Below are 20,913 nucleotides of genomic sequence, written 5' to 3' on the forward strand. Positions count from 1 at the left end.
CCGGCTCAGTGCGCAGACTGAGGGCATGACGGCAGGTGAAGAGGGACTGGACCGTCGTCCCGACGGGGTGGACGACGCCACGGTCGAGGCGGTCGGCAAGCTGAGCGAGGCGTTCGAGACGATCGAGGAGGTGCGTGGCCGCCTCTACGGCCTGCACCGCCTCACGGGTTCGGCGGACCTCGCCCTCGGCGACGCCGTCGAGCTCCTGCGCAAGGCCGGCCACCTCGAGCTCGCGGACCAGCTGGACCGCGAGCTGGTCGGCCGCAACGTCGTGGTCGGTCGCTGGACCTTCCAGGTCGTCGAGGACTTCGAGGACGGCTACTACGCGACGTGGAAGCGTCTGGAGAAGAAGGTGCGCGACGAGCTGATGCAGGGCCGCCGGCACGTCTACGAGGCCGAGATGAAGGCCGACCGGCGCACCGAGGGCGAGCCCGGGCACGAGGCGACGCCCGAGGACGTGGGCTGACCGGCGGGTATGCCGCTGGGCCCAGTCCGCGGCATACCCGCTGGTCAGGTGCGGTGTGACCGCTTCTCCGCTTAGGTGGGGGGATGACGCGGATCGGGTTCCACGCCTCGCACGAGCAGATCAGCCCACGCCAGCTCCTCGACGACGTGCAGCACGCCGAACGGGCCGGCTTCGCCATGGCGATGTGTTCCGACCACTTCTCGCCGTGGAGCACCCGACAGGGCCACAGCGGCTACACCTGGTCGTGGTTGGGCGCCGCCCTCGCCACGACCGGCCTGTCGCTCGGCTGCGTCACGGCGCCCGGCCAGCGCTACCACCCCGCGGTCCACGCACAGCGGATCGCGACGCTGGGCCAGATGTTCCCCGGCCGGTTCTGGGTGGCGCTGGGGAGCGGCGAGGCGAGTAACGAGCACATCACCGGTGACCGCTGGCCGCGCAAGGAGGTCCGCACCCAGCGGCTCGAGGAGTGCGTCGACGTCATCCGGCGGATGCTCGCCGGTGAGGAGGTCAGCCACGACGGCCTGGTGACGGTCGACCGCGCGACGCTCTGGGACCTGCCCGATCCCGTCCCGCTGCTCGTGGGGCCCGCGGTGTCGGTCGACAGCGCGGCACGGGTCGCCGCCTGGGCCGATGGCCTCGTCACCGTCAACCAACCGGTCGACACCTTGCGCGACGTGCTCGCGGCCTACCGGAGCGCTGGTGGGCGCGGTCGCACCGCCTTGCAGGTCCACCTGTCCTGGGCCCCGACCGAGGCCGAGGCCCTCGCCGTCGCGCACGACCAGTGGGCCGGGAACGTCTTCGGACCTCCCATCTCGTGGGACGTCGAGACCGCCGAGGCGTTCGACGTGTTGTGGGGCCAGGTCGAGCCGGACGCCGTGCGCGACGCGGTCCGGGTCTCGGCGGACTTCGCCCAGCACCGCGAGTGGCTCGCCGAGTACGCCGACCTGGGCTTCGACGACCTCTACCTGCACCACGTGGGACAGCAGCAGGACGCCTTCATCGAGGCGTTCGGCGAGCACGTCCTTCCCGCCCTGAGCACTGGGAGCTGACCATGCGCGTGACCGACACGAGCGACCAGTGGTGGAAGACCGCGGTCATCTACTGCCTCGACGTCGAGACCTTCTACGACTCCGACGGTGACGGCATCGGCGATCTGGGAGGGCTCGCCGAGCGGGTGGACTACCTGGCCGAGCTGGGGGTGACCTGCCTGTGGCTGATGCCGTTCTACCCCACTCCCGATCGCGACGACGGCTACGACGTCACCGACCTGTACGGCGTCGACCACCGGCTGGGGACCCACGGCCAGCTGGTCGAGGTGATCCGCACCGCGAACGACCGCGGCATCCGGGTCATCGCCGACGTCGTCATCAACCACACCTCCGACCAGCACCCGTGGTTCAAGGCGGCCCGCCGCAGCAAGGACAACCGCTACCGCGACTGGTACGTCTGGCGTCCTGACACCCCGCCGGACAGCTCGGACCAGGTCGTCTTCCCCGACCGGGAGGACAGCATCTGGGAGAAGGACCCCCGGACCGGGGAGTGGTACCTGCACCACTTCTACCGCTACCAGCCCGACCTCAACGTCGCGAACCAGGACGTCAGGGACGAGATCGCCCGGACGATGGGGTTCTGGCTCGAGCTGGGGCTCGACGGCTTCCGGGTCGACGCGGTCCCCTTCTTCATCGACGACGTCGAGACCGCCGCGGCCGACCCGGCACGACCCGACGTGCCGGCCGAACCACACCAGTACCTGCGCGACCTGCGTGCGTTCGTCAACCGCCGCAAGGGAAACGCGATCCTGCTCGGCGAGGTCAACCTGCCGCACAAGGACCAGAAGAAGTACTTCGGCGGCACCGCGGCCGACGAGCTGCACATGATGTTCGACTTCATCTCGATGCAGAACCTCTACCTGTCCCTGGCGCGGGAAGACGCTCGTCCGCTGGCCAAGGCACTGCGTCAGCGGCCCGCCATCGCGCCGTCCTGCCAGTGGGCGACCTTCGTGCGCAACCACGACGAGCTGACCCTCGACAAGCTCACCGACGCCCAGCGACAGGAGGTCTTCGACGCCTTCGGCCCGGCACCGGAGATGCAGATCTATGGGCGCGGTCTCAAGCGGCGGCTGCCCGGGATGCTCGACGGTGATCCCCGCCGGCTGCGCCTCGTCTACGCCCTGTTGTTCTCGCTGCCGGGGACACCCACCATCTTCTACGGCGAGGAGCTCGGCATGGGCGAGGACCTCTCGGCGGAAGGACGGATGGCGGTCCGCACCCCGATGCAGTGGACTGCGGGACGCAACGGCGGGTTCTCGACCGCGCCGCCACGGAAGCTGGTCAGCCGCGTGGTGGAGGGTGGCTACGGACCTGCGCACGTGAACGCCGCCCAGCAGCGGCGTGACCCCGACTCGCTCTGGAGCTTCATGCGCGGGCTCATCGCGGCATACCGGTCGTGTCCCGAGCTCGGGTGGGGCACCTTCGAGGTGTTGCCGCAGCCGGACCCCGCGGTCCTGGCGCACCGGTCGGCCTGGGAGGACGCCGCGGTCATCGCGGTGCACAACCTCTCCTCGGAGCCCGTGGAGGTCGACCTCGCGGTCGCCGACGGCGCGGTCCTGCTCGTCGACCTGCTGCAGGCCGGCGAGCAGCGGACCGACGACGGGGGCCGCGTGACGCTCGCCCTGGACGGCTACGGCTACCGCTGGCTGCGGGTCCACCCCGGCGACGACGCCCGCCTCCCCTAGGGGGCGGGCCCAGCTCGGGTATGCCGGCTGGTGCCGGTTCGCTCGAACGCCAGGGCGGGGTCTGGCGTTGCGACCATGGGGAGCGGTCCCCTCCGACTACCCTCGGGTCATGCGCCTCAAGGGAATCGCCATCGCCGGCACCGCACTCACCTTCGTGGCGCTCGCCCTCGTGGGGTGCTCGTCCCGAGACGACGCCCCGGCCAAGGAGGGCACGCCCGCCGAGCAGCTGGCGGCAGCGCGCACCAACCTCGAGAAGAGCCCGGCCGTCGCGTTCACGCTCGAGGCCACCGGCCTGCCCAGCAAGGCGATCGGTGTCTCGGGGGCCAAGGGCACCGGGGCCTTCACGCCCCCGTCCTTCAAGGGCACCCTCAACGCGACGGTCGCCGGGGTGACCGGCACGGTCGACGTGATCGCGGTGGAGCAGGACGTCTACATGAAGTTCTTCACCCCCGGCTACAACAAGATCGACCCGGCGACCTACGGCGCCCCCAACCCGGCCCAGCTCTTCAACAAGGAGACGGGCATCACCAGCCTCATCGGCAAGACCCAGGCGCCCAAGAAGGGCGGCCAGGTGCGTGACGGGTCGGAGGTGCTGACCACGTTCACCGGCACGGTGCCGGGTGACGCCGTCGCCGACCTGTTCGTCATCGGTGTCCGCATGAAAACGTTCGACGTGACCTACGGCGTCACGGCGGAGAAGCAGCTCCGCACGGTGCTCCTCAAGGGTCCCTTCTACGAGGGGTCCACCTCGACCTACTCCTTGCGGCTCACGAGCCTGGCGCAGCCCGTTGCGATCACCCGCCCCTAGGGCGCTGCTCGCCACGGCCTCCGTGGCGGTGGCGCTGGCCGCGGCCGACACCTATGTCGTGGTGCTGGCACTGACGGACATGATGACCGGGGTCGGCCTCGGCATCGACGCGCTCCAGAAGGCCACTCCGATCATCTCCGGATTCCTGCTCGGCTACATCGCCGTGCTACCCCTCATCGGTCGACTGGCGGATCTCGTTGCGCGGCAACGGATCCTGGTGGCCTGCCTGATGATCTTCGTCGTGGGATCCGCCATCACGGCGCTGGCCGTCGAGCTGCCCGTGCTCGTGACCGGACGCGTGCTCCAGGGCATCGGCGGCGGGGGTCTCGTCCCCGCGACGCTCGCCATCGTCGCGGACCTCTGGCCGGCTGAGCGCAGGGGCACCCCGCTGGGCGTGGTGGGCGCCGTGCAGGAGGTCGGCAGCGTCCTCGGGCCGGTCTTCGGCGCCGCGGTGCTGGCGGTCTCCGACTGGCGGATGATCTTCTGGCTCAACGTGGTCGCCGGGCTCGTCCTCGCCGCCGCCGTCGTGACGGTGGGAGGGCAGCCGCTGCGGCGACCACGCGGCATACCCCTCGCGCTGGGCGCGCTGGCCCTGGTCGTGGGCGGGCTCGCGCTGGCCGCGCCGGCCCGGCTCGCGACGGACGTCACGCTGGGGGTGCCGTTCGTGCCCTTCGGCGACTCGACGTCACGCGTCCTGACGCCGATCGGACTGGTGGCGCTGGTCCTCGTCGTCGCCCTCGTGGCGGTGACCGCGCCCCGGTGGTGGGGTCTGCTGCGCCGGGCCGACCTGCCCGGCGCACTCCTGCTCGGCCTCGCCCTGGGCAGCGTCGTGCTGACCTTCGCCGCGAGCGACCCCGAGCGCGAGGTGGTCGGCCCGCTCGGGTTCGCTCTGCTCCCGGTCGGTGCGGTCGCCCTCGGCCTCTACCTCTGGCGGCACCGCACCGCTGCCGAGCCCCTGGTCGCCCGCGGTGTCGTGCGGGGTCGGGCGCGCACCTCGCTCGTGGTCAGCCTGATGGTGGGGGCTGCGCTGGTCGCGGTGATCGTCGACGTGCCGGTGCTCGCCCGCCTGACCCTGACCGACTCGCAGACGGTCGCCGCCTTCGTCCTCGTGCGCTTCCTCCTGGCGGTGCCCGTGGGTGCCTTGCTGGGTGGGTGGTCGCTGCGCCGGTGCGGTGACGGGTTGGTCAGCGGCGTCGGGCTGCTGGTGGCCACCGTCGGCCTCGTTGTCATGAGTGGTTGGGAGGACGGCTCGCTCGACGGTCCGACGGCCACGGTGGTCCTCGTGCTGGTGGGTCTGGGCATCGGCCTTGCGCTCGCGCCGGTCAACAACGCGGCCCTGGCCGATGCGCCGGCCGACGCGCACGGGGTCGCCTCCGCCCTGGTGGTCGTCGCGCGCATGGTCGGGATGGTCGTCGGGCTCGCGCTGCTCACCGCGATCGGGCTGCACCGCTACTACGAGACCGTGGCGGCCCTGCCCGACCAGACCGACACCAGGGCGCTGCTCGCGGCCGGCATCGTCCAGGTGCAGACGGTGTTCCTGGGTGCGGCGGTGGCCGCGGCACTCGGCGCGGTCGCCTCGCTCGGTCTCGGGCTGCGGCGTCGACCGGCGGACGACCAGGGTGCGCCGTCCGGCTCCCCGCTGAGCACGGCCCGGCAGGGCTGCGGCCCACCCTGGTCGTCCGGCGGCGGCCCGGTCAGCGAGCCCGGCCGGTGACGGCCCCGTCCAGCACCGACTGGAACGCGTCGAGGACCTCGTCGGTGGCCTCGTACATCAGCATGTGACCGCGCCCGGGCAGCTCGCGCACCTCGGCATGCGGCACCAGTTCGGCCAGTCGGTGTGAGTGACGGGGTGGAGTGAGCTTGTCGCGGTCGCCCACGAGCACGAGCGTGGGTATGCCGCGAAGCGCCTCCAGTGCCTCGCTCTCGTCGTGCTCGCCCAGGGCCCCGAAGAAGCGGCCCATCGTCGGCAGGGACGTCCCGGCCACCATGTCGCGGGTCAGCTGAACGTGGGCCGGGTCGGGGTCGGCGCCGAAGAGCAGGCGGCGCTGGCCCTTGAGCGTCACGAACCGCCCAGCGGGGATGCGGGGCAGCCTCGCGGCGACGGCCATGGCCCTGGCCTCGACCGCCCGGAGCCGGTTCTGGAGGTCGTCGGCGCTGGTCGACACCAGCACGACGCCGACCACCCGGGAGCGGAAGTCGTCGGGGTGCAGCCCGGCATACGCCATCACGGTCATGCCACCCATGGAGTGGCCGCCCAGGATGACCGGGCCGTGCGGGGCCACGACGTCGAGGACGGCTGCGAGGTCGTCGCCCAGCATCCGCACGGATGCGGCGCCGCGCAGGGGACTCGACGCGCCGTGCCCGCGCTGGTCGTAGGTCACGACGCGGACCCCCGCGGCCACGAGCGGGCCGACGACCGGCAGCCAGGACTCGCGGGTGAGCGTCCAGCCGTGCGCGAGCACGACGGTGGGTCGGTCCTTCGCGCCGGCGTGCTCCTGCACCCGCAGCAGGGTCCCGTCGTCGGTGGCGACGGTGAAGGAGCGGGGGTTCATCCCGCCATTATTACCGACGGTAAGTTTTGTGGCGCCCGCGGGCAGGCTCGCCGCTCATTCGTCGAGCTGGACCACGACCGGCGCGTGGTCGGAGGCGCCCTTGCCCTTGCGCTCCTCGCGGTCGATGGCCGCTTCGCTGACCCGCTCGGCGAAGGCCGGCGTGCCGAGGATGAAGTCGATCCGCATGCCACGGCGCTTCTGGAAGGCCAGTCGCGTGTAGTCCCAGTAGGTGAAGGTGCCCGGCTCCGAGGTGTGCGGCCGGACCACGTCGACGAAGCCGGCGTCGAGGATCGCCTGGAAGGCGGCCCGCTCGCCGGGGGAGACGTGGCTCTTGTCGAGGTAGTACTCCATCGACCAGACGTCCTCGTCCTGCGGCGCGATGTTCCAGTCGCCCATGATCGCGGCAGTCTCACCCGCATCCACCGACTGCTGGGCCCGGTCGCGCAGCCGGGCCAGCCAGTCGAGCTTGTAGACCATGTGGGGGTCCTCGATCTGGCGGCCGTTGGGCACGTAGACCGAGGTGACCCTGACGCCGCCGCAGGTCGCCGTCAGGGCCCTGGCCTCGACGACCGGCGGATCGCCCCACGCCGGCGCGTCGGCGAACGAGGGGCTGACGTCCTCGAGGCCCACCCGGGACACGATCGCCACGCCGTTCCAGTGGTTGAGGCCGTGGTGCGCGACCTCGTAGCCGAGCGCCGCCAACCGGTCGAACGGGAACTGCGCGTCGGTGGCCTTGGTCTCCTGGATGGCGAGGACGTCGACGTCGCTGCGTTGCAGCCAGGCCTCCACGCGGTCGATGCGGGAGCGGATCGAGTTGACGTTCCAGGTGGCAATACGCACGCAGGCAACCCTATGCGGACCGGCCTACAGTGGCGTCATGAGCACTGCCCTCGTCACCGGCGCCACGGCCGGGATCGGCCTGTCCTTCGCCCACCTCCTCGCGGAGCGCGGGCACGACGTGGTGCTCGTGGCGCGCGACCGGCCGCGGCTGGAGAACGTCTCCGACGAGCTCCGGGCGAAGTACGGCGTCGCCACCGAGATCCTCGTGGCCGACCTCGCCGACCGGGCCGAGACCGGCAAGGTCGCCGAGCGCATCGCCGACCGGGCCCGCCCCGTCGACCTCCTCGTGAACAACGCCGGCTACTCCCTCAAGGGTTCGTTCCTGCGCCACGACGTGACCGAGGAGGAGGCCAACTTCGACGTCCTGTGCCGGGCGGTCCTCGTGTTGTCCCACGCCGCCGGCAACGCCATGCGCGAGCGCGGCCACGGCGCCATCGTGAACGTCTCGTCGGTCGCCTCCTTCATCACCTCGGGCACCTACTCGGCCAACAAGTCCTACGTCACCGTCTTCACCGAGGGCCTGGCCGCCGAGCTGAAGGGCAGCGGGGTCACGGCTACGGTGCTCTGCCCCGGCTTCACCCACACCGAGTTCCACCAGCGCGCGAACGTCGACATGTCGAGCATCCCCGACTTCCTGTGGCTCGAGGCCGACCGGTTGGTCCGCGACTGCCTCGACGACGTCGCCAGGGGCCGGGTCGTCTCGGTGCCGTCGCCCCAGTACAAGGCGATCGTCGCGGCCCTGCGCGTCGTGCCCCGCTCGCTGGTCCGGCGTCGCGCCGGCAGCGTCCACCGCCCCGGCAAGTGAGGTCCGGTATGCCGCGTGGCCCAGCCACGCGGCATACCCGCCTCGGTCAGTGGTCACCGTCGGCGTAGTGCCGGGCCAGCAGGTCGCCGCCCCAGTCGTCGGTGAGGTCGCGCCACACGCTGTGGATGTGGTTGGCGCCGTCCTGCGTGTTGTCGTACTCGAGCAGGAACGTCGGGCCGAGCACCGAGTAGTAGTGCCCCTCGCCGGGATTCGTCCCACCGGCCCACGCGAAGCGGATCGCGTCGAGCCCGGCGCCGTCGGCTGCCGCCCACGCCGCGGCCGCCGCGTCCTCGGGGGTGCGGCCGAAGTAGTGGCGCACGAGCCGCTGGAGCCCTCGCTGCTGCTCGGCGTCCAGGTCGCCGTGGCCGATGCCGGCGCTGATGCGGGACGGGTCGGCGACCGGGTCCATGCGGGTGAGGATGTCCGGCGGGGCGGTCGTGGAGGTGATGGCCTCCTGCCGCTGCCCCTCGTCGAGCGAGGCGAGCAGGTCGCGGGCCAGGTCCTCCTCGGCCGTCAGCACGCGGAGCCCCTCCCTCGGACCGGACAGCACCCGTGCCGGCTCCGACCCGAAGAAGCTCGGCGTCACGGCGAGCTCGGCCGCTGACGCCGTGACGTGGACGGCCAGGTGGTGACCGTTGACCCGCCACGCCCAGGGGCCGTCCGCCGCAGGAGTGCCGAAGACGCGGAACCAGAACCGGTCATCACCCGGCTCGGGCTCTCCTCCCCCCAGCTGCCTGCGGACCAGGTCGAGCTCGATGACTGCCCGGGCGGTCTGGGCGCCGGCGGCGCTGCACCCGGTGTCGAGCAGGGTCAGGGCAGCCTCCCGCTGGGGTGGCGTCAGGTCGGCGAGCGACAGACCTGCCCGCGGGCCGGGCAGGTAGGACCACTCGCGGAAGCCGGGATCCCGGAGGTCAGCCGCCAGTGCCTGACGCTGCCCGGGGTCGAGCGCCTCGAGGAGGGCGGCGGCGGCGTCCGCCATGCGGCCGGTGAGCTGCGGCGGGGTCCAGGCCATGCCGTCCACCCTAGGCAGGCCGAGCTGCGCCGCAAGGTCTGCGAGCCATTGGCGGACCCGGATCGGTAGGCTCACGAACCGTGACCGACACCGCCGCCGCCCGCGCCCGCCTGCTCGACATCATCAAGGACAAGGCCATCGTGCACGGCCGGGTGACGCTGTCGTCCGGCAAGGAGGCCGACTACTACGTCGACCTGCGCCGCATCACCCTCGACGGCGAGGCGTCGCCCCTGGTCGGGATCGTGATGCGTGACCTCATCGCCGACCTGGACTACGACGCCGTGGGCGGACTGACCCTCGGCGCCGACCCGGTCGCCACGTCGATCCTGCACGCCAGTGCGGCCGCGGATGATCGCAAGGACGCGTTCGTCGTGCGCAAGGCCGGCAAGGCGCACGGCCTGCAGCAGCGCATCGAGGGGCCCTCGGTCGAGGGACGTCGCGTGGTCGTGGTCGAGGACACGACGACCACCGGCAACTCGCCGATCGACGCCGTGGAAGCGGCTCGCGAGGCCGGTGCCGAGGTCGTGGCCATCGCGACCATCGCCGACCGCGCGACCGGTGCGGCACAGCGGTTCGCGGATGCCGGGATCGAGTACCGCTTCGTCTACAGCCTCGAGGAACTCGGTCTGGCCTAGGCTGCACCACAGATGCCGCGGCGCACGGCTGCACCGCGGTAGGAACGCCGCCCAAGACAAGGGGTTTGCTCATGTGGGTCTGGATCATCATCGCCGTCGTGCTCGTCCTGGTCGTCCTGTGGGCGGTCGGCGTCTACAACGGGCTGATCAAGCTGCGCAACCTCGTGCAGGAGGCCTGGCGCCAGATCGACGTCGAGCTCAAGCGGCGCCATGACCTGATCGGCAACCTCGTCGAGACGGTCAAGGGCTACGCCGCCCACGAGCGGGGCACGCTCGAAGACGTCATGAAGGCGCGTTCCGCGGCGATGGCCGGTGGTCAGAGCCCGGCCCAGCAGGCGCAGTCCGAGGGCATGCTGAGCCAGGCACTCGGTCGGCTCATCGCCGTCGCCGAGGCCTACCCCGACCTCAAGGCCAACCAGAACTTCCTGGCCCTCCAGCAGGAGCTCACCTCCACCGAGGACCGGATCGCCTCCGCGCGGCGCTACTACAACGCCAACGTGCGCGAGCTGAACACCAAGGTCGAGACCGTCCCGTCCAACATCATCGCCGGCCTGTTCAACATCGGTCGCGCGGAGTACTTCGAGGTCGAGGGCGAGGAGCGCGACCCGGTCAAGGTCGACTTCGGCCAGCGTGACGCGACCATCCCGCCGCCCAGTGGGTATGCCGGGGGCACGCCAGCCGGCGCCCCGGCCCCCGCCCCCGCCCCCGCGGCCGAGCCCACGCCTCCCGCCGAGACGCCTCCCCCCACCCAGCCCTGACATCCCGTCACACCTTTATCGGGTCTAGGAGGAAGGTTGCGCTTCACCCGACTTGCGTTGTCGGGTGAAGCGCAACAAAGTTCCTAGACCCGATAATGATGGGGTCCACCGGATGGTGGACGGCGGGTCAACCGCGCGGGGCTGACGCGAGGGGCCCGAGTGCGGGCAGGCTGGAGCCATGTCAGCACCCGATGCACCCATCCTCGTCAGCGGCCTGAGCAAGACCTATGGCGACCGCGCCGCCGTCGACGGGATCGACCTGCAGATCCAGCGCGGGGAGGTGTTCGCCCTCCTCGGCCCGAACGGCGCCGGCAAGACCACGACCGTCGAGATCCTCGAGGGCTTCCGCAAGCGTGATGGCGGCACGGTGTCGGTGCTGGGGGAGGACCCGCAGACGGCAGGGCTGGCCTGGCGCAACCGGCTGGGCATCGTCCTCCAGTCCACGACCGGGCTGGACCTGATCACCCCTCGCGAGGCCCTGGCCAGCACTGCGAAGGTCTACCGCACCCCCCGCGACGTCGACGAGGTGATCGCCGCCGTCGGGCTCACCGACAAGGCCGGTGACCGGATCGGCAAGCTCAGCGGGGGCCAGCGCCGCCGCCTCGACGTGGGACTGGGCATCATCGGCACCCCCGAGCTGCTCTTCCTCGACGAACCCACCACCGGGTTCGACCCCCAGGCCCGCCGCGACTTCTGGGAGCTGATCGGGTCGCTGGCCGATGGGGGCACGACGATCCTGCTGACCACCCACTACCTCGACGAGGCCGAGCAGCTCGCCGACCGCGTGGGCGTCATCGCCGCGGGCCGGATGCTCGCCCTCGACACCCCGGCCAACCTCGGCGGCCGGTCCTCCTCGCTGGCGACGGTGACCTGGGAGGACGCCGCGGGCACGCGGCATACCGAGCAGACGAGCACGCCGACGCAGCTGGTCTCGCGCCTCGGCGCGGAGCTCGGCGAGGTGCCCAAGCTGACCGTGACCCGCCCGTCGCTGGAAGACACCTACCTGTCCCTGATCGCACCGCACCTCGCCGCCACCGGCAGCGAGCCCGAGCTGGAGGTCGTCGCGTGAACGCCGTCGCCATCGGTTGGGACCGCACGGTCCTCGAGCTGAAGATGTACTTCCGCGAAAAGGAGGCGGTGTTCTTCTCCTTCGTCTTCCCGATCCTGATGCTCAGCATGTTCTCGGTGATCTTCGGTGACAGCTTCGGCGACGGCGACGCCGAAGCCGCCGGGGTGAACGCAGCCCGCTTCTTCCTCCCGGGGATGGTCGCGGCCGGCGTGATGCTGACCAGCTTCCAGTCGATGGCCCTCAGCGTCGCGATCGAGCGGGACGACGGCACCCTCAAGCGGCTGCGGTCGACGCCGATGCCGCCGGTCGCCTACTTCCTCGGCAAGGTCGGGCTCGTGGCCGGCACCAGCCTCGCCCAGTTCGCGCTGCTCATCGCCGTCGCCAAGCTCGGCTTCGGGGTGCAGCTGCCCACCGACGCCGGGAGCTGGGCCACCTTCGTGTGGGTGTTCCTGCTGGGGGTCGCGTCGGGCACCGTGCTCGGGATCGCGTTCTCCTCGTTGGCGTCCTCGTCGCGCTCGGTCGGTGCCATCGTGATCGCGCCGACCCTCATCCTGCAGTTCATCTCGGGCGTCTACTTTGCCTTCACCGACCTGCCCGAGTGGTTGAAGCAGGTGGCGTCGATCTTCCCGCTCAAGTGGATCGCCCAGGGCATGCGCTCGGTCTTCTTCCCCGACGACTGGCAGACCCAGGAGATGGCCGGCACGTGGGAGCACAGCCGCACCGCCCTGGTGCTCGCCATCTGGCTGGTGGCCGGCCTGGTCGTCTGCGCCCGGACGTTCCGCTGGACGAAGCGCGGCACGACATGATGGTCCCGTGAGCGCCAACGGCATCATCGGGCCCGCGGACTGCGGCTCTGAACAGGGGTCGTCCTCCGACGACCTCGACGAGATGTGGCGCGGCCAGCTGCGTTGGTGGCACGGGCTGTTCGCCGTCCTGGTCGTGACGACCATCGTGGTGATGCTGGCGGAGGACCAGCCGTACCTCGCCTGGCGGATCGCCTGCGTGGTCGCCATCGGCGCCGCGTATGCCGGGTGGGGCCGCCGCGGCATGGGCGAGCGTGACGTGCGGGCCGGCCTCACCTACATGGCCATCGCGTGGGGACTGATGATCGTCCTGATGGCGTTGGACGGCACCGGCACCGCGTGGATCCTGTCCTTCGGGCTCTTCCCGCAGACCTGGGCGATCCTGCCGCGCAACAAGGCGGCGATGACGGTGGTCCTGGCCGTCGTCGGGATCGGGCTGGCGCGCCTGTGGCAGGGACCAGGCACCGGCGACGACTTCGTCGGGATCGCCATCAGCACGGTGATCATGCTGGTGCTGTCGCTGACGCTGGGCCTGTTCATCGACCGGATCATCAGCGAGGCCGACACCCGCGCGCGGACCATCGACGAGCTCCACCGCACCCAGGACGAGCTGGCCGCGGCCGAGCGGGCCCAGGGGGTGGCGGGTGAGCGCGAGCGGCTCTCCCGCGAGATCCACGACACCCTCGCCCAGGGCTTCACGTCGGTCGTCACCCTCGCCCGGGCCACGGAGCTCGCCCTCGACCGCGGCGACCTGGCTGCGGTGCGTGAACGCCTCCACCTGATCGAGCAGACCGCCGCCGACAACCTGTCGGAGGCACGACTCATCGTCGCCGAGATGACCCCTGGCCACCTGCAGTCGCGCACCCTGTCGGAAGCGCTGCAACGGCTGGTCGACGCGGTCTCGGCCGAGAGCGGGATGACAGGCACGCTCCGGGTGGAGGGTGAGCCGGTCGTGCTCTCCGCGAACTCCGAGGTCGTGCTGCTGCGGACCGCGCAGGAGGGTCTGTCTAACGTGCGACGGCACTCCGGTGCGACGACGTTCGAGGTCTCGTTGACCTACCCGCCCGACGGCCCGGTCGCGCTGGCGGTGTCGGACGACGGGGTCGGGTTCGAACCGGGCGCGGAGGCGCGTGGCTACGGGCTCGACGGCGCGACCGCCCGGGCCGCCGAGGTGGGCGGTCGGTTCGACGTCGACAGCAGTCCCGGCGAGGGGTCCCGGCTGAGGGTGGAGGTGCCCCGATGACGTTGCGGTTGTTGGTGGTCGACGACCACCCGGTGGTCCGGATGGGCCTGGTCGCGATGCTGTCGGAGCACGCGGACTTCGAGGTAGTGGGCGAGGCTGCAGACGGCGCCGAGGCGGTGCTGCTCGCCGCGCGGCTCACCCCGGACGTCGTGCTGATGGACCTGCGGATGCCGGTGATGGACGGGCCCGAGGCGACGGCGAAGATGCTGGCCACCCCTCCGGCCCCTGCGGTGCTGGTGCTCACGACCTACGACACCGACGCAGACATCGTGCGGGCGGTCGAGGCCGGTGCCAACGGCTACCTGCTCAAGGACGCCCCCCGCGAGACGCTGGCCGACGCCATCCGTCGGGCGGCTCGAGGCGAGACCGTGCTCGCCCCGCCGGTGGTGGCGAGGCTCGCGAGCCGCCTGCGCACCCCTGTGGGCCCGACCCTGACCGATCGGGAGGCGCAGGTGCTCCAGTGCGTGGCCAAGGGCATGTCCAACGCCGAGGTGGGACGCGAGCTGCACATCGGCGAGGCGACCGTGAAGACCCACCTGCTGAGAGCCTTCGAGAAGCTCGGGGTGACCGACCGTACGGCGGCCGTCACCGCGGCATACAAGAGCGGTCAGATCGAGCTCTGAGGGAGTCGACGGCCGCCTTCTCGGGTGAGTTGCACCGGTTTGGTCCGTTCGTCCCGCGCACCTGGGCTAGTACCGAAACCCGGTTTCCTCATGGTCGATCCCACGCCACTATGGGTGGTTGACGGGGTCCCGCACGGCCCCCGCAGGGTGAGAGGGGTTCGCAATGCGCAAGGTCTACCGGGTACTCGCCTTCCTCGTGGCCATCGAGGTGGCGGTGCAGGCAATGTTCATCGTGTACGGCGACGCCGGGCTGGGGCTGTGGGTCGACGACGGCGGTGTCGTGGACAAGGCGACGTTCGAGGACGCGATCGAGGGCGGGGCGGCTCCGTTCCCGGAGTTCCAGGCGTTCCTCCTCCACGGCATGAACGGCATGATGGTCATTCCGGCCCTGGCGCTGCTGCTGGTCATCTCGTCCTTCTTCGCCAAGGTCCCTCGCGGGATCGCCTTCGCCTTCGGCGTCCTGGCGCTGGTGGTCCTGCAGGTGACCCTCGGCCTCTTCGGCCACAGCATCGCCGCCCTGGGTGCGCTGCACGGGATCAACGCCCTGGCGCTGTTCTCCACGGCCGCCTGGACCGGCATCCGGTCCCGCTCCGGCGGGGTCCCCAGGGCTGCTGACAGCGAGTCCGCGCAGCGCGTTGCCGTCTGAGGGGACGGCAGGTCGGGGCAGTCGGCGAGCGCGCGTCCGCCTGGTCGTCGCGCTGGCCGCTGCCCTTGCGGTGCTCCTGCCGCTGGCCTGGTTGTGGGCCGCGAGCCTGGTGCCGTCGTCCTACTCGGTGATGACGATGGGCCCTGCCGACACCGGCGGGGTCGCCCTGTCGCACTCCCACCTGCCCGGCTCCCCGGGCGAGCGCGATGTCACGACCTTGGTCGAGCCCGAGCGGGGGCGCGCGGACGTCGACGTGACGCTGACCGCGCGCCGTCAGCAGGTGACCATCCCCGGGGGGCCGAAGCTCACGGCATACACGCTGAACGGGACCACGCCAGGCCCAACCATCCGCGCCCAGGAGGGTGACCTCGTGCAGGTCACCCTCGTCAACGAGTCGGTGCCCGACGGCACCACCCTGCACTGGCACGGCATCGACGTGCCGAACGCCGAGGACGGCGTGGCGGGCGTGACCCAGGACGCGGTCCCGATCGGGGGGCGCCACGTCTACCGGTTCCGGGCCACGCAGGTCGGGACCTACTGGTACCACTCGCACCAGGTCTCGCACGAGCAGGTCGTCAAGGGTCTGCTCGGCGCGGTGGTGGTCACCCCACGCGCGGGGATCGGCGGCGACGTCGACGTGGTGGGGCTGGCGCACCTGTATGCCGGTCGGCGGGCGGTGCAGGGGCGCGCGGGCGACGTGCCGGTGGAGGTCGCGGCCGGGAAGTCGGCGAGGGTCCGGATCATCAACACCGACAGCGGGATCATGCCGGTGTGGGTGACCGGTGCGGCCTTCGAGGTCGCGGCCGTCGACGGCACCGACGTCAACGAGCCCACGCCGGTCGAGGGCCAGAAGGTCGCGCTCGCGGCGGGAGGTCGCGTCGACCTGAGGGTGCAGGTCCCTGCCTCCGGGGCCGCGGTGCGCGTGGAGATGGGCGGAGCTGCCCTGGTACTCGGGCCGGCCGGGAGCTCGACCCCGGCGACGCGGGCGCCGGCGAAGGTGGTGGACCTCCTGACCTATGGCTCACCGGCTCCGCTCGGCCTCGACACGGCGAACCCCGACCGCCGGTTCACCTACAGCATCGGCCGTCGCCCGGGCTTCCTGAACGGCAAGCCGGGGGTGCACTGGACCGTCAACGGCCGGATGTTCCCGACCGCGCCGATGTTCATGGTCGCCGAGGGTGACGTCGTGGTGGTGCACATCGACAACCACTCCGGCGAGACGCACCCGATGCACCTGCACGGACACCACGTCGTGGTGCTCGCCCGCGACGGGGTCAAGGCCACCGGCAGCCCGTGGTGGACCGACAGCCTCGAGGTCCTCAGTGGGCAGGACTTCGACGTGGCGTTCGTCGCCGACAACCCGGGCATCTGGCTCGACCACTGCCACAACCTGCCGCACGCCCGGGACGGGTTGACGGCCCACCTGATGTACGAGGGCGTGACAACTCGCTTCAAGCTCGGGCGGGACACCCCCAACACCCCCGAGTAGGGGTTGGGGCGGCGTCAGCGGTCAGACGCGGTCGTCGCGCAGGTCCTCGACGGCCTCGCCGGTCTCCTCGACGACCTTCTCGGTCGTGGTCCGGCCGCGACGGGCGCGGATCACCTCGACGACCATGGGGACCAGGGACACTGCCACGATCGCCAGGATGGCCAGCTCGAGGTGGTCCTTGAGGGCGGGGAACGAGTTGCCGAGGAAGTAGCCGAGCAGCGTCACCACCCAGACCCACAGGACGGCACCCACGCCGCTCCAGAGGAAGAAGTGGCGTCGCTCCATCCGGCTGACTCCGGCGACGACGGTGATGAAGGTGCGCACGATCGGCACGAACCGGCCGATGACCAGCGCCTTCGCCCCATGCTTCTCGAAGAACGCGTGGCTCTCGTCGAAGTACTTCTTCTTGAGGATCCGTCCGTCGCGCTCGTACAACGGCCGGCCCACGGCGCGACCGATCTCGTAGCCGACGACGTTGCCCGCGAAGGCGGCGACGCTGAGCACCAGCAGGGCGACCACGAGGTTCATCGAGAAGTCACCGGTGCTGATGAACAGGCCGATGGCGAAGAGCAGCGAGTCGCCCGGCAGGATCGGGAAGAGCAGCCCGCACTCGATGAAGACGATCGCCACGCTCACCCAGAAGAACTGGGAGCCGAAGTGGTCGAGGAGCCACTGGGGGTCCATCCAGTTGGTGCTGAGTGAGTGCATGACGCAAGGGTATGCCGTGGGCGCGCCGCCACCCGATTTCGCACCTGAGAGACCCCTGAGAGCTCTGTTCGAGGTATTCCGCTGCCGGGCTCCGGTGGGGAAATACCTCGAATGGGGAGGCGCACGACTCAGCCGGCGGGCCAGCTGCGCTGGATCCTCGACCAGTCGCCGATCTGGGCGAACGGGTCGGGCTGGGCGCGACTCCGCTCGGCCGGACTGCCGGTGGTCGGGGCGTAGTGGTCCAGCCCCGACGTGAAGACGCCCTCGCCGCGGGTCAGGTGCGGGATCCGCTGCTGCACGCCGTGGACCGCGTCGGCCGGCACCTCCCCGACCAGCACGGCCGAGCGACCGCGCAGGGTCGTCTCGAGCGGCACGGCCAGGTGCCGCGACAGCTCGCCCAACACCGGGCCGAGCGTGTCCTCGGGCACCTCCAGCTCGAACCGGTGGACCGGCGCGCACACGACCGTCCCGGCGTGCACCAGTGCCTCCGCCAGCACGAGCCGGGTCAGGCTGCGGAAGTCCTGGGCGGTGCTCGACATGGCCTTGTCGAACGTCGCGTGCGCGTGGCTCTGGCGCGGGTAGTAGCCCGAGTGCGTCATCACGACCCGGGCATCCGGGACGGCCCAGCCGTGGACTCCCTCCTCGAGCGTGGCCGCGATGCCCTCGCGCACTGCGGTGAAGAACGCGGGCGGCATCGACCCGAGCTCGATCTCGAGGGCGAACTCGTGGCCCGCGCCGATGGGCAGCGGCTCCACGCGCAGCCCCACCGTGGCGAGGAACGGGTTGGGCGCCGTGGCGATCAGCTGGACCGCCTCCCCGGGGGCGACCACCCGCTCGACGCAGATGCTCGTCGTCGGCCGGAAGGTGACCTCGATGCCGTACTCCTCGGCCAGCACCGCGGCGATGACCTCCTTCTGCACCTCGCCATACAGCGACACGGCGATCTCCCGTCGGCCGTCGTCGCGGCGTAGGTCGATGAGCGGGTCCTGGTCAGCGAGCTCGGTGAGGGCCGAATACATCCTCACGACGTCGGCGAGCCGCACCGCGTCCACGACGGTCTCGAGGGTCGGTCGGGAGAACTGCTCGGTCCTGCCGACCGCGGTTGGCGCTGGACCGAACCGGTCACCGATGCGCGCTGACGACCAGCCGGTCACCGCCGCGATCCGGCCGGCCGGCACCTCGTCGACGCTCACCAGCCGTCCGCGGTCGAAGAGCCGTAGGCCGGTGACCTTCTCCGCCGCCCGTCCGTCGACCTCCACGCGGTCGCGCACCCGCAGCGATCCCGAGCGCACCCGTGCCAGGACGGTCCGCCTGCCCTCGCCGCGGTCGACCTTGAAGACTGTGCCACTGGGTGGGGCAGGCGGGTCGGGGGCCTCGGGTGAGGCTCCGGGGAGCAGGGTCGTGAGGGTGTCGAGCAGCTCGGTCACCCCCGCGCCAGTGATCGCCGACCCGAAGAGCACGGGGTGGGCGGTCGCGCCGCGGACCTTGCCGCGCAGCTCGCCGAGCTCGGTGGCCCCCACCTCGAACGGCAGGTATGCCGCGCCGCGGGTGCCAGCGCCGCTCACCTGACCGAGGGCTAAGGCCTCCGGGCTGAGCCGGGTGGTCACCTCGCCGAGCACCCGGTCGGGGTCGGCTCCGGCGCGGTCGACCTTGTTGACGAAGACGACCACGGGCAGGCCGAGGCGCTGGAGGGCCCGCATCAGGACCAGGGTCTGCGCCTGCACGCCCTCGACCGCCGACACGACGAGCACCGCTGCATCCAGGACGGTCAGCGCGCGCTCCACCTCCGCGATGAAGTCGGAGTGGCCGGGGGTGTCGATGAGGTTGACGGTGGTGGCACGCCAGTCGAAGGAGACGACGGCGGACCGGATCGTGATGCCGCGCTGACGCTCCAGCGCCATGCTGTCGGTCTGGGTGTCGCCTGCGTCGACGCTGCCCGGGTGGTCGAGCACCCCCGCCTCGAAGAGGACTCGTTCGGTCAGGCTGGTCTTGCCGGCGTCAACATGCGCGACGATCCCCAGGCTGAGGGTCTTCCTGCTTCCAGCTCGCACTGGCCTTCACATCCATTCGGTAGGTGGGTACCTGGCGGGACGTGAAAGCTGCTCGCATTGGTCGCATTCCTCTCGTGCGCACTGCTGGTGGTTGGCGGTCGGACTCCTTCATGGCACCAGAGCCGGGGTGTCGTGGGCAACCGGTTTTCGCAGGTGGGGACCGGTACGTTCACGTAGCCGCTGAAGGCTCGCGCCTTCGCCATCCCCGGCGGCCACTCATGCAAAAGGCGAGTTAGCGCCGGTGTCCGCGTGCGGCGCCTTCGCCATCCCGGCGGCCACTCATGCAAAAGGCGAGTTAGCGCCAGCCGTCCGCCAGGCGCTTGGGGACCGGCACGACGCCGAGTCCGACCACTGCGGCGATGGGCAGCATCGGCCACACCCAGTGGACGCCGTCGCGCGAGACGATGCCCGACGCCGCCATCACGCCGAGGCCACCGCAGACCGCCGCGGTCGCGAGCGCGGGTCGCCAGACTGCGGGAGCTGGGCGTCGGTCACGAATCGGCTTCTCGAAGCGTCCGAAGACCAGCACCAGTCCAGAGGTCACCGTGGCGAGGACCGCGAACCACACCGGGCGGGTGGCCCACCACGACCCGCTGAGGGGGACGGCGCGGAGCCCGAAACCGCCTGCCAGCAAAGACATCCCGATGACCAGCACCATCGCAGTGAGGTGCCAGAGGTAGAGCGACATGATGCGCAGGTTCACGACGACGGCGACGGCCCACACCCGGGGTCGCTCCAGCAGCCGGGCCAGGCGTCGCTCGGCGAGCAGCACCACTCCGGCCTGGGCCATGCCGAGGAAGGCCAGGGTGACCCGGGTCGGGTAGGAGTTGTTGAGCACTGCCCCGTCGACCCCGATCATCGAGACCGGGTAGGGGCCGGCCCAGACCAGGGTCAGCAGGCCGACGAGACCGACGCCGGCGAGCGCGACTCGCCGCCCACGACTCGCCAGCGAGCCGTCGAGCCAGGCGAACCCGAGCTGGTGCACCGTCGCCCAGACGACCAGGTAGTTGGCGAACCCGATCCAGGGGTTGTCGCCCGCGATGCTCCACCAGTCGACCAGTCCGCCCAGCACCAGCCCGGCCCCGATGCTCCACCACCCGAACCGCTCCCACACGGAGAGCAGGACCGGCGCCACCGCCACGACGACGATGTACGCCGCGAGGAACCACGTGGGCACCAGGGCCACCTGCGACGCGGTGCGCACCGTATGCGGCGGGCACGCCCGCGGCATACGCGATCGAGGCGATCGCCAGCCACACGAGCAGGAGGGGGAGCACGGGTGCGGCGAGGCGCTGGAGGCGGGACCGGAGCCAGGTGGCGTAGGTGTCGCCACGGCGTCGGGCCGAGCGCCAGGACAGGCCGTTCGCATAGCCGCCGACGATGAAGAACAGCGGCATCACCTGGAAGACCCAGGTGAGGGGATGACTCCACGGTGCGATGTTCAGCACGGCGTTCGGCACGAGGTTGCCGTCCTGCACCATGACTGCGGCCATCAGCCAGTGGCCGAGCACCACGGTCACGATGGCGGCGGCGCGCAGGAAGTCGACGACGCGGTTGCGGTCCGAAGGAGTGGCGGCGGCGAGGGGGCGGGGGTCCATGGGTCGAGCGTGGCGGCGCGGGGTGGGTCGCCGCCTGAGTAGCAGCGCCCACCCGCCATGGTCACTCCGAACC

The 20,913-nt window shown here is 71.2% G+C and carries 20 protein-coding genes and 1 pseudogene; 14 read left to right on the forward strand and 7 right to left on the reverse strand.

Annotated elements, in window-relative coordinates; genetic code table 11:
- The first annotated feature begins 25 nt into the window (after window positions 1-25).
- From AC1DWJ_RS17225 to AC1DWJ_RS17245, 5 genes are all read left to right on the forward strand, one after another.
- Window positions 26-466: a hypothetical protein gene (locus tag AC1DWJ_RS17225; protein WP_457255001.1), complete on the forward strand. Its 441-nt coding sequence runs from the start codon at window positions 26-28 to the stop codon at window positions 464-466.
- A gap of 83 nt (window positions 467-549) precedes the next feature.
- Window positions 550-1,515 (forward strand): TIGR03885 family FMN-dependent LLM class oxidoreductase, encoded by a 966-nt coding sequence (locus tag AC1DWJ_RS17230; RefSeq protein WP_477621473.1) that lies wholly within the window; start codon window positions 550-552, stop codon window positions 1,513-1,515.
- Window positions 1,516-1,517: 2 nt separating this feature from the next.
- On the forward strand, window positions 1,518-3,200 hold the full coding sequence (locus tag AC1DWJ_RS17235) for an alpha-amylase family protein (RefSeq protein WP_477621474.1): 1,683 nt from the start codon (window positions 1,518-1,520) through the stop codon (window positions 3,198-3,200).
- A gap of 109 nt (window positions 3,201-3,309) precedes the next feature.
- Complete coding sequence (locus AC1DWJ_RS17240; RefSeq protein WP_477621475.1) at window positions 3,310-4,008, forward strand: LppX_LprAFG lipoprotein; 699 nt, start codon at window positions 3,310-3,312, stop codon at window positions 4,006-4,008.
- Window positions 3,989-5,722: an MFS transporter gene (locus AC1DWJ_RS17245; RefSeq protein WP_477621476.1), complete on the forward strand. Its 1,734-nt coding sequence runs from the start codon at window positions 3,989-3,991 to the stop codon at window positions 5,720-5,722. The genes AC1DWJ_RS17240 and AC1DWJ_RS17245 overlap by 20 nt, the downstream gene beginning before the upstream one ends.
- Here AC1DWJ_RS17245 and AC1DWJ_RS17250 read toward each other — a convergent pair.
- Together AC1DWJ_RS17250 and AC1DWJ_RS17255 are read right to left on the reverse strand one after the other, a co-directional pair.
- Window positions 5,703-6,560, reverse strand: coding sequence for an alpha/beta fold hydrolase (locus AC1DWJ_RS17250; RefSeq protein ID WP_477621477.1), 858 nt, complete (start codon window positions 6,558-6,560; stop codon window positions 5,703-5,705). The genes AC1DWJ_RS17245 and AC1DWJ_RS17250 overlap by 20 nt on opposite strands.
- A gap of 54 nt (window positions 6,561-6,614) precedes the next feature.
- On the reverse strand, window positions 6,615-7,400 hold the full coding sequence (locus AC1DWJ_RS17255; RefSeq protein ID WP_477621478.1) for an exodeoxyribonuclease III: 786 nt from the start codon (window positions 7,398-7,400) through the stop codon (window positions 6,615-6,617).
- 37 nt (window positions 7,401-7,437) lie between these two features.
- Here AC1DWJ_RS17255 and AC1DWJ_RS17260 point away from each other — a divergent pair, with 37 nt between their 5' ends.
- A complete protein-coding gene (locus tag AC1DWJ_RS17260) occupies window positions 7,438-8,205 on the forward strand; it encodes an SDR family NAD(P)-dependent oxidoreductase (RefSeq protein ID WP_477621479.1) in 768 nt (255 codons plus the stop codon).
- 46 nt (window positions 8,206-8,251) lie between these two features.
- On the opposite strand, the gene AC1DWJ_RS17265 is transcribed toward AC1DWJ_RS17260, so the two are convergent.
- Window positions 8,252-9,217, reverse strand: coding sequence for a DUF3500 domain-containing protein (locus AC1DWJ_RS17265; protein ID WP_477621480.1), 966 nt, complete (start codon window positions 9,215-9,217; stop codon window positions 8,252-8,254).
- An 80-nt stretch (window positions 9,218-9,297) separates the two neighbouring features.
- Between AC1DWJ_RS17265 and pyrE the strand changes: the two genes are divergently transcribed.
- From pyrE to AC1DWJ_RS17305, 8 genes are all read left to right on the forward strand, one after another.
- Complete coding sequence (pyrE, locus tag AC1DWJ_RS17270; RefSeq protein ID WP_477621481.1) at window positions 9,298-9,852, forward strand: orotate phosphoribosyltransferase; 555 nt, start codon at window positions 9,298-9,300, stop codon at window positions 9,850-9,852.
- Between the two features lie 71 nt (window positions 9,853-9,923).
- Window positions 9,924-10,610: a LemA family protein gene (locus AC1DWJ_RS17275; protein ID WP_477621482.1), complete on the forward strand. Its 687-nt coding sequence runs from the start codon at window positions 9,924-9,926 to the stop codon at window positions 10,608-10,610.
- A 178-nt stretch (window positions 10,611-10,788) separates the two neighbouring features.
- Entirely contained in the window at window positions 10,789-11,679 is an 891-nt protein-coding gene (locus tag AC1DWJ_RS17280) for an ABC transporter ATP-binding protein (RefSeq protein ID WP_457255012.1), read from the forward strand.
- Window positions 11,676-12,485, forward strand: coding sequence for an ABC transporter permease (locus tag AC1DWJ_RS17285; RefSeq protein WP_477621483.1), 810 nt, complete (start codon window positions 11,676-11,678; stop codon window positions 12,483-12,485). The genes AC1DWJ_RS17280 and AC1DWJ_RS17285 overlap by 4 nt, the downstream gene beginning before the upstream one ends.
- A gap of 7 nt (window positions 12,486-12,492) precedes the next feature.
- Entirely contained in the window at window positions 12,493-13,725 is a 1,233-nt protein-coding gene (locus tag AC1DWJ_RS17290) for a sensor histidine kinase (protein ID WP_457255014.1), read from the forward strand.
- Window positions 13,722-14,348, forward strand: a complete 627-nt coding sequence (locus AC1DWJ_RS17295) for a response regulator (protein WP_457255015.1) — start codon at window positions 13,722-13,724, stop codon at window positions 14,346-14,348. Before AC1DWJ_RS17290 ends, AC1DWJ_RS17295 begins: the two co-directional genes overlap by 4 nt.
- Window positions 14,349-14,511: 163 nt before the next feature.
- The gene (locus AC1DWJ_RS17300) at window positions 14,512-14,994 is read left to right on the forward strand and encodes a hypothetical protein (RefSeq protein ID WP_457255016.1); all 483 of its coding nucleotides are present in this window, start codon (window positions 14,512-14,514) and stop codon (window positions 14,992-14,994) included.
- Entirely contained in the window at window positions 14,984-16,483 is a 1,500-nt protein-coding gene (locus tag AC1DWJ_RS17305; RefSeq protein WP_477621484.1) for a multicopper oxidase family protein, read from the forward strand. Before AC1DWJ_RS17300 ends, AC1DWJ_RS17305 begins: the two co-directional genes overlap by 11 nt.
- Window positions 16,484-16,504: 21 nt before the next feature.
- Here the strand turns inward: AC1DWJ_RS17305 and AC1DWJ_RS17310 are convergent, their stop codons facing one another.
- The 4 genes and pseudogenes from AC1DWJ_RS17310 to AC1DWJ_RS17325 all read right to left on the reverse strand — a co-directional run.
- On the reverse strand, window positions 16,505-17,191 hold the full coding sequence (locus AC1DWJ_RS17310) for a DedA family protein (protein ID WP_457255018.1): 687 nt from the start codon (window positions 17,189-17,191) through the stop codon (window positions 16,505-16,507).
- Window positions 17,192-17,319: 128 nt separating this feature from the next.
- Window positions 17,320-19,242 carry a GTP-binding protein gene (locus AC1DWJ_RS17315; RefSeq protein ID WP_477621485.1) on the reverse strand — a complete coding sequence of 641 codons (1,923 nt, stop codon included), beginning with the start codon at window positions 19,240-19,242 and terminating at the stop codon, window positions 17,320-17,322.
- Between the two features lie 295 nt (window positions 19,243-19,537).
- On the reverse strand, window positions 19,538-20,419 hold the full coding sequence (locus AC1DWJ_RS17320) for a hypothetical protein (RefSeq protein ID WP_477621486.1): 882 nt from the start codon (window positions 20,417-20,419) through the stop codon (window positions 19,538-19,540).
- 94 nt (window positions 20,420-20,513) lie between these two features.
- Window positions 20,514-20,840, reverse strand: a pseudogene (locus AC1DWJ_RS17325) (acyltransferase family protein); the annotation flags it as partial.
- Window positions 20,841-20,913 lie beyond the last annotated feature (73 nt).

The organism is Pedococcus sp. P2_D7 (genome assembly GCF_056404295.1).